7 protein-coding genes are annotated in these 7395 nt (G+C 64.1%); 1 reads left to right on the top strand and 6 read right to left on the bottom strand.

Annotation, left to right across the window (positions count from 1 at the left end; all coding sequences use genetic code 11):
- Positions 1–866 (bottom strand): Bug family tripartite tricarboxylate transporter substrate binding protein (locus ABWP92_RS15405; RefSeq protein WP_353236280.1); only part of this gene is annotated, 866 nt, incomplete at its 3' end.
- A 204-nt stretch (positions 867–1070) separates the two neighbouring features.
- On the opposite strand from ABWP92_RS15405, the gene ABWP92_RS15410 reads away from it, so the two are divergent.
- Positions 1071–2033, top strand: coding sequence for a LysR family transcriptional regulator (locus ABWP92_RS15410; protein WP_353236281.1), 963 nt, complete (start codon positions 1071–1073; stop codon positions 2031–2033).
- A gap of 35 nt (positions 2034–2068) precedes the next feature.
- Here ABWP92_RS15410 and ABWP92_RS15415 read toward each other — a convergent pair whose 3' ends face one another.
- The 5 genes from ABWP92_RS15415 to odhB form a co-directional block, all read right to left on the bottom strand.
- The gene (locus ABWP92_RS15415; protein ID WP_353236282.1) at positions 2069–2734 is read right to left on the bottom strand and encodes an alpha/beta hydrolase; all 666 of its coding nucleotides are present in this window, start codon (positions 2732–2734) and stop codon (positions 2069–2071) included.
- Positions 2735–2892: 158 nt separating this feature from the next.
- On the bottom strand, positions 2893–3597 hold the full coding sequence (locus ABWP92_RS15420; RefSeq protein ID WP_353236283.1) for a hypothetical protein: 705 nt from the start codon (positions 3595–3597) through the stop codon (positions 2893–2895).
- 1 nt (position 3598) lies between these two features.
- Positions 3599–4696 carry a cell division protein ZapE gene (gene zapE, locus ABWP92_RS15425; protein WP_353236284.1) on the bottom strand — a complete coding sequence of 366 codons (1098 nt, stop codon included), beginning with the start codon at positions 4694–4696 and terminating at the stop codon, positions 3599–3601.
- A gap of 96 nt (positions 4697–4792) precedes the next feature.
- A complete protein-coding gene (gene lpdA / locus ABWP92_RS15430; protein ID WP_353236285.1) occupies positions 4793–6220 on the bottom strand; it encodes a dihydrolipoyl dehydrogenase in 1428 nt (475 codons plus the stop codon).
- 209 nt (positions 6221–6429) lie between these two features.
- Positions 6430–7395 (bottom strand): 2-oxoglutarate dehydrogenase complex dihydrolipoyllysine-residue succinyltransferase (gene odhB, locus ABWP92_RS15435; RefSeq protein WP_353236286.1); only part of this gene is annotated, 966 nt, incomplete at its 5' end.

Below are 7395 nucleotides of genomic sequence, written 5' to 3' on the forward strand. Positions count from 1 at the left end.
TCCTGCACCTCGGGGCTGTTGTGGAACGCCTTGGTCGCCTCGTTCAGCTTGTTGATGATGGCCGGCGGAGTGCCCGCCTTGGCGACGATGCCGCTCCAGCCCATGTAGTCGAAATCCTTCACGCCGAACTCGCTGGCCACCGGCACGTCGGGCAGTTCCGCCAGGCGCTTGGGCGCCAGGACCACCAGCGGCACGACCTTGCCTGACTTGATGTGCGCAAGCGCCGTGCCGACCACCGGGGCCATCACCTGCGTCTGCCCGCCGATGGTCGCCATCACGCCGTCGGGCTCGCCCTTGAAGGGCACATGCACCATCGAGATGCCCAGCTTCTTTTGCAGCAGCTCGACTGCCAGTTGCGTGGAGTTCCCCAGGCCCGCCGAGGCGAAGTTCAGCTTATCGGGATGCGCCTTGGCGTACTTGACCAGGTCATCCAGCGACTTGAAGCCTGTTTCGGGATTGGCCACCAGCACGAACGGCACGGTGGTCAGCATGCCGACGCCGGTGAAGTCCTTCTCCGGGTCGTAGGGCAGCGGCTTGTAGGTGAACTTGTTGAGCACCATCTGCGAGACGCCGCCAAACATCAGCGTGTAGCCATCCGCCGGCTGGCTCAATGCCTGCTGCGCCGCGATGATGCCACCCGCGCCGGGCTTGTTCTCGACCACGATGCTGCCGTTGATCGCCTTGCCCGCATGTTCGGCCCACAGGCGCGCGATGGTGTCCGAGCTGCCGCCCGCCTGCTGCGAGACGATCAACCGGATCGGGCGGCTCGGATAACCGGCATCCTGCGCGAAGGACGGGGCCTGCGCCAGGGCGCCAAGCGTCAACGCGGACGCCGCGAGTTTCGAGATCCAGGAATATTTCTTCATACTTTCGATCCAGTCTGTGCATCCCGGGAATATCCGCGCGGCCCCCAAATGGGCGCGTGGCCTGCCGATCGTGTCGCGCGGAGCATTCCCGGTAGCCGATTGCCATTTAGTTGCCACTCATCATCACCAGTCAATGGCCGATTATTCGTACCACGGCACCGTTACGCCAGTGAATTGATGGAATACATGTATTAGTATTTACTCATGATTAAAACAGACCAGATGGCCTGGGCCAGGCGGCTCAAGATCCGGCACCTCGAATCCTTCCTCGTGCTCGACGAGGCAGGAACACTCACCGAGGCCGCCGCGCGCATGCACATGACGCAGTCGGCCATGTCACACTGGCTGGCAGACCTGGAGGAACTGGTGGGCATGCCGCTCATCACGCGCGGGCGGCGCATACAGCTCACGCCCGCGGGCGTGCTCGTCAAGCGGCTTGCCATCGGCGTGCTGGGCGACATCTCGCGCACGCACAAGGAACTCGGCGCGGTCGCGCAGGGCCTTGCCGCGCGGCTTCAAATCGGCAGCGTCTGGGCCGGCGTGGCGCACGTCGTGCCGCGCGCGCTGTCGGTGTTCCAGATGCGCCATCCGCACATTTCGGTCTATATGTCCGAGAGCCCGTTCACCGACCTGCTCGAAGGGTTGGCGAACAAGGAGCTGGACGTGGTCGTCGGCTCCCTGGACGCACGCGCCTACCGCGACCGGCTGGAGCACCGCGAACTGTTCGAGGACAACATCTGCCTTGTCGTCGGCAAAGGCAGCCGCTTCTGGCACAGCCAGGAAGCGGTGGTACATCTTGCTGATCTGCAGGCCGAGAACTGGATCATGCCGCCCAAGGACACGCTGTCACGCATGCAACTGGACGCTGTATTGCTGGACAACGGCTTCCCCTGGCTCGTGCCCAAGGTGGAGACCGCCGCCATCACCACACTGCAGGCGCTGGTGCATACGGGCAACTACGTCGGCGTCTGCTCCGAAGCCATGGCGCGCTACCAGGCATCGCTGGGCAACATGAAGATTCTTCCGCTCGATGTGCAGATCCGCTTCGGCCCGGTGGGCGTCGTCTGGAATGCCGACAACAACTCCGAGGCCGTGCGCCTGTTCGTGGAGCACCTCACCGAGTGCGCGCGAGCACGCGTCGATCTGATGTGTCCAGAGGGTCCCTAGCAGGCCGCATTGAAAACGCCCGGGCCGGGACAGGTTCACGCGGACACAGGGTTCAGTTGTTCCAGCCACTCCACCAGGGCCTGCAGCTCATCGGGGCGGATCTCATGGGCGCTGGCGAATTCCCGATAAGTGAGATGCAGCGGCAATTCCTTCACCTGAGAGCGAATGAACTCGCCATTCGCGATGGGGATCACATTGTCCAGCAGGCCCTGACTCACCCACAATTGCCTGCCCTTGAACGCGGCCTGCGCGGCACGCTGCGGCACGATCTCGGGCAGCATCCTGCTGTGCAATGCCATCGCGCCCGCCACGAGATCGGGGCGTGTGAGCAGCACCGACAGGGACATGATGCCTCCCTGGCTGAAGCCGCCCACGATCACGCGGGATGCGGGAACGCCGAGCTGCCGCGCGGCGGACTCCAGCGTCTGCAGCAGCAATGCGCGGCTTGCCGCTTCCTGCGCGGCATTGATGGTGCGCGAGCCGTCGGCATTCACGGAGAAATCAAACCATGCATTCGCATTGGGGCCCATGCGGTAGGGAGCGCGCAGGCTCAGCACATGGAAGCGGGCTGGAATGTAGGCAGCCAGCCCGAACAAATCCTGTTCGTTGCTGCCAACCCCGTGCATGAGAGCCAGCAACCATGCTTCATCAGGATTTGCGCTGGCTGGACGGTGAAGAAAACCAAGTGGGAGATCAAGCATGGGAAACGGTCATCGGGATACACGGTCCGCGCCGGTATCCGGCGCGCAGTTCCATTGTGGCCGGGACACGCCGGCGCATTTTCGGGATTCCTGATGCGCGGTCATGGAGATAGCGAGCGCGCGATCCCATCACGCCGAACCCGTCAGGCGCGGGTGCATCAGTTGGAAGGCTCGGGCAGCGAAGCGGCGGGTTTCTTGCCCGACCTGGCGGCATCCGCCAGATCCTTTTCGTGCCGGATGCGGCGCTCCTCGGCCTTGCGCTGCTTGGCCTCGTAGCGCATGCGCGCACGCTCCACGCGGGATGGCTCCTGCGCCTGCCGCTTCGCCTCGTCCCTTGCGTGCGCCGCCTCTTTCGATTGCTGCCCGGCGGCGCGCTGCTGCGCCTCGGTCAGGCGCCGGGACTGCTCCTGCTCCCTGGACTGCGCCCGGGCGGCCGGATCCATGGCATCCGCCTTGTCCTCGCCAGCCTCGATCTTTTCCTGCTGGTGCTGCTCGTTCTGCTCGATGAATGCGCGTCGATCCGCCGCCTTTTCATGGCGCTCGGCCTCGTTGAGCTTGAGCTCCTGATTGCGAAGTTCGTTGTCCTGCTGGCGCGCCAGGTAACGCGCGTCGCGCAAGCACGAATCAACCACGAATTTCTTGTAGCAGGCGGCCTCTTCCCGCTTGAGGCGCTCGCTGATCTCCTTGCGCTGCGCCTGAATGCGGGAGCGCTCGGCATCGCGCTCGGCCTGGACCTGCCGTGCCTGCTCATCCTCCCCCGGCTGCGCGGCTGGCCCGGCCGCCAGCGCCCACCCGGCGCTGCAGGCCAGCAGCAATGCCGGAAGTTTTGCGATCCAGTACGGGCGGCTCGGGCAGTTGGTCATATCAAGTCAAGTGTGTATCAACCGTGCGGCGATCCAGCGCCAGGTATTCCTTGGACTGCATTTCATTGAGGCGGGACACGGTGCGCGGGAATTCGTGCGCCAAGGGCCCCTCAGTATAGAGTTCCTCGGGCGCGGTCTCCGCCGAAATGATCAGCTTGACATGGCGGTCGTACAGCACGTCCACCAGCCAGGTGAAACGGCGCGCGGGCGAGGCCATGCTCACCGGCATGTACTTCACGTTGGACAGCAGCACGGTGTGGAACTGCGTGGCGATTTCCAGATAGTCGTTCTGCGAACGCGGGCCGCCGCACAACTCGTTGAAGTCGAACCAGACGACGCCGCCGGCGCGACGCCTGGAGCGGATCTCGCGCGCCTCGATATGCAGGATCGGATCTTCGTCCTTCACTTCCGCCAGGCGGTTGAATGTGTCCTCCATCGCCGCCTCCGCCTCGGGTCCGAGGGGGGTGTGATAGAGCTTGGCATTCTCCAGCGTGCGGCGGCGATAGTCGGTGCCGTTGTCCACGTTGACCACGTCCATGTTCTCCTTGAGCAGCGCGATCGCGGGCAGGATGCGGTCGCGGTGCAGGCCGCCGGGATAGAGCCCGTCGGGCTCGAAGTTGGATGTGGTCACGAAGCCCACGCCGTTCTTGAAGAGCGACTCGAGCAGGCGATAGAGAATCATCGCGTCGGTGATGTCGGCCACGTGGAACTCATCGAAGCAGATCAGCTTGTACTTCCTGGCGATCTTCGCGCCCAGCACGTCCAGCGGATTCTGGGTGCCTTGCATCAGGTGCAATTCACGGTGAACCTCGCGCATGAACTCGTGAAAATGCAGGCGCGTCTTGCGCTTGATGGGCACCGCGTTGAAGAAGCAGTCCATCAGAAAGCTCTTGCCGCGCCCCACCCCGCCGTACATGTACACGCCCTTGGGCAGATCAGGATGGTTGATCAGCTTCTTGAAGGAGTTCGAGCGCTTGGACTTGTATGCCGCCCAGTCGTCCGCGCAGCGCTGGAGCGCATCCACCGCCCGCAACTGCGCCGGATCGCTCTTGAAACCCTTGGCAGCCAGTTCCGCCTGATAAGCCTCTTTCACGTTCACCGTGGTATCTCCGTCAATTCAAATACAAAAGCCGCCACCGCCTGCACGGCAGGCGGATGGCAGCTCTATGGCTTCAAAACCGATTCAGCAATGGAATCAGAAGTTCAGCGTGCGCTTGTCCACGGCCAGCGCCGCTTCCTTGGTGGACTCGGACAGCGATGGGTGAGCGTGGCAGATGCGGGCGATATCCTCGCTCGAAGCCTTGAACTCCATGGCCACCACGGCTTCGGAGATCAGCTCGGAGACCATCGGGCCCACCATGTGCACGCCGAGGATTTCGTCGGTCTCGGCGTCCGCGATGAACTTGACCATGCCGGTCGTATCGCCCAGCGCGCGCGCGCGGCCATTCGCCAGGAACGGGAACGAGCCGGTCTTGTACTTCACGCCCTGCTCCTTGAGCTGCTGCTCGTTGCGGCCCACCCAGGCCACTTCGGGGCTGGTGTAGATCACGAAAGGAATGGTGTCGAAATTCACATGGCCATGCTGGCCGGCGATGCGCTCGGCCACGGCCACTGCCTCTTCCTCGGCCTTGTGCGCGAGCATCGGGCCACGCACCACGTCGCCCACGGCCCACACGCCGGGCAGGTTGGTCCTGCATTCGGCATCGACCACGATCTGGCCGCGCTCGTCGAGCGCCAGGCCCACGGCCTCGGGGTTCAGGCCGATGGTGTTGGCGGTGCGGCCGATCGAGACGATGAGCTTGTCCACTTCCAGCTCGCTGGCTTCGCCCTTGGCATTGGTGTAGGCGATCGTCACGCCCTTCTTGCCGGTCTTGACCTCGCCGACCTTCACGCCCAGCTCGATCTTCAGGCCCTGCTTGTCGAAAGCCTTCTTGGCCTCCTTGGCGATCTGCTCATCCACCGCCGGCAGGAACTTGTCCATGCCTTCCAGCACGGTGACCTCGGCGCCCAGGCGGCGCCACACGGAGCCCATTTCGAGGCCGATCACGCCGGAGCCGATGAGACCCAGCTTCTTGGGTGTCTTCTCCAGGGCCAGCGCGCCATCGTTGGAGAGGATCAACTCCTCGTCGAACGGCACGCCCGGCAGCGCGCGCGGATTGGAACCCGTGGCGACGACGATCTGCTTGCCGGTGATGGTCTCTTCTTCCTTGCCGGCGACCTTGATCTCGTAGCCGCCGTCCACCGCCTTCACGAACGAACCGCGACCGTGGAAGAACGTGACCTTGTTCTTCTTGAACAGGTACAGGATGCCGTCGTTGTTCTGCTTCACGATGCCTTGCTTGCGCGCGATCATCTTGGCCGCATCCATCTCGACCTTGCCGGTCGAGATGCCGTGGTCCGCGAAGTGCAGCCTGGCATGTTCATAGTGCTCGGACGACTGCAGCAGCGCCTTCGAGGGAATGCAGCCCACGTTGGTGCAGGTGCCGCCCGGGGCGGCTCCGCCCTGTGCGTTCTTCCATTCGTCGATACAGGCGACGTTGAAGCCCAGTTGTGCGGCGCGAATTGCGGCGATGTAGCCGCCGGGGCCCGCGCCGATGACGACGACGTCAAATTGCTTGCTCATGATTTGAATCTCTACTTGTCAATTGCTGGAAAAAACCCACCGTCAGACGATGCCAAGGGTGGGTTTGCGCTGTGTGTTGATTTCGAGCGCGGGGCGGACAGCAGCCGCGCTGGGGCGCTTCGCGGCGCCAGCCGCGTTCCCCGTTCCACCTTGCAGCGCAAGGCGGGACAGCGGGGACGGCATGCGGCGCCGCGAAAGGCTGTCCATGATCACAGATCGAACAGCAGGCGCGATGGGTCTTCCAGCGCGTCCTTCATCGCCACCAGGCTCAGCACGGCTTCGCGGCCGTCGATGATGCGGTGGTCGTAGGACATGGCCAGATAGTTCATCGGACGAATCACGATCTGGCCGTTCTCGACCACGGCGCGGTCCTTGGTGGCGTGCACGCCAAGGATCGCGGACTGCGGCGGGTTGATGATGGGGGTGGACATCATCGAGCCGAAGGTGCCGCCGTTGGAGATGGAGAACGTGCCGCCGGTCAGCTCTTCGATGCCCAGCTTGCCGTCCTTGGCCTTCTGGCCGAATTCGGCGATCTTCTTCTCGATGTCGGCAAAGCTCATCTGGTCGGCGTTGCGCAGGATCGGCACCACCAGGCCGCGCGGCGAGCTCACGGCGATACCGATGTCGAAGTAGCCGTGATAGACGATGTCGTTGCCGTCGATCGACGCATTGACGGCGGGGAACTTCTTGAGCGCATGCACCGCGGCCTTCACGAAGAAGGACATGAAGCCCAGCTTGACGCCGTGTTCCTTGACGAAGGAGTCCTGGAACTTCTTGCGCATGTCCATCACCGGAGCCATGTTCACTTCATTGAACGTGGTGAGGATGGCGTTGGTGGCTTGCGACTGCAGCAGGCGCTCGGCGATGCGGGCGCGCAGGCGGGTCATCGGCACGCGCTGTTCCGGGCGCTCGCCCAGGTCCTGCCTGGCCGCGGGCGCGGCCACCTGCGGCAGGGCCTGCGTGGGCACGCCGGTCGGGATCGCCGTGCCGCCCTTGATGGCCGCCAGCGCGTCGCCCTTGGTCACGCGGCCGTCCTTGCCCGTGCCCGCCACGTTGGCGGCGGACAGGTTATTGTCGGCCAGGATCTTGGCGGCAGCAGGCATGGCGACGCCAGCCTTGCTGTTGTTGCTTGCGGCAGCGGCGGCAGGCGCGGCCGCGGGGGCCGACGCTGCGGC

The sequence above is a fragment of the Diaphorobacter ruginosibacter genome (genome assembly GCF_040396215.1).
Classification (GTDB): domain Bacteria; phylum Pseudomonadota; class Gammaproteobacteria; order Burkholderiales; family Burkholderiaceae_C; genus Diaphorobacter_A; species Diaphorobacter_A ruginosibacter_A.

Bases quoted from the DNA above. Each gene is read 5' to 3' on its own strand.
- ABWP92_RS15420 (WP_353236283.1), bottom strand. From the start codon at position 3,597: ATGACCAACTGCCCGAGCCGCCCGTACTGGATCGCAAAACTTCCGGCA.
- ABWP92_RS15415 (WP_353236282.1), bottom strand. From the start codon at position 2,734: ATGCTTGATCTCCCACTTGGTTTTCTTCACCGTCCAGCCAGCGCAAAT.
- ABWP92_RS15410 (WP_353236281.1), top strand. From the start codon at position 1,071: ATGATTAAAACAGACCAGATGGCCTGGGCCAGGCGGCTCAAGATCCGG.
- lpdA (WP_353236285.1), bottom strand. From the start codon at position 6,220: ATGAGCAAGCAATTTGACGTCGTCGTCATCGGCGCGGGCCCCGGCGGC.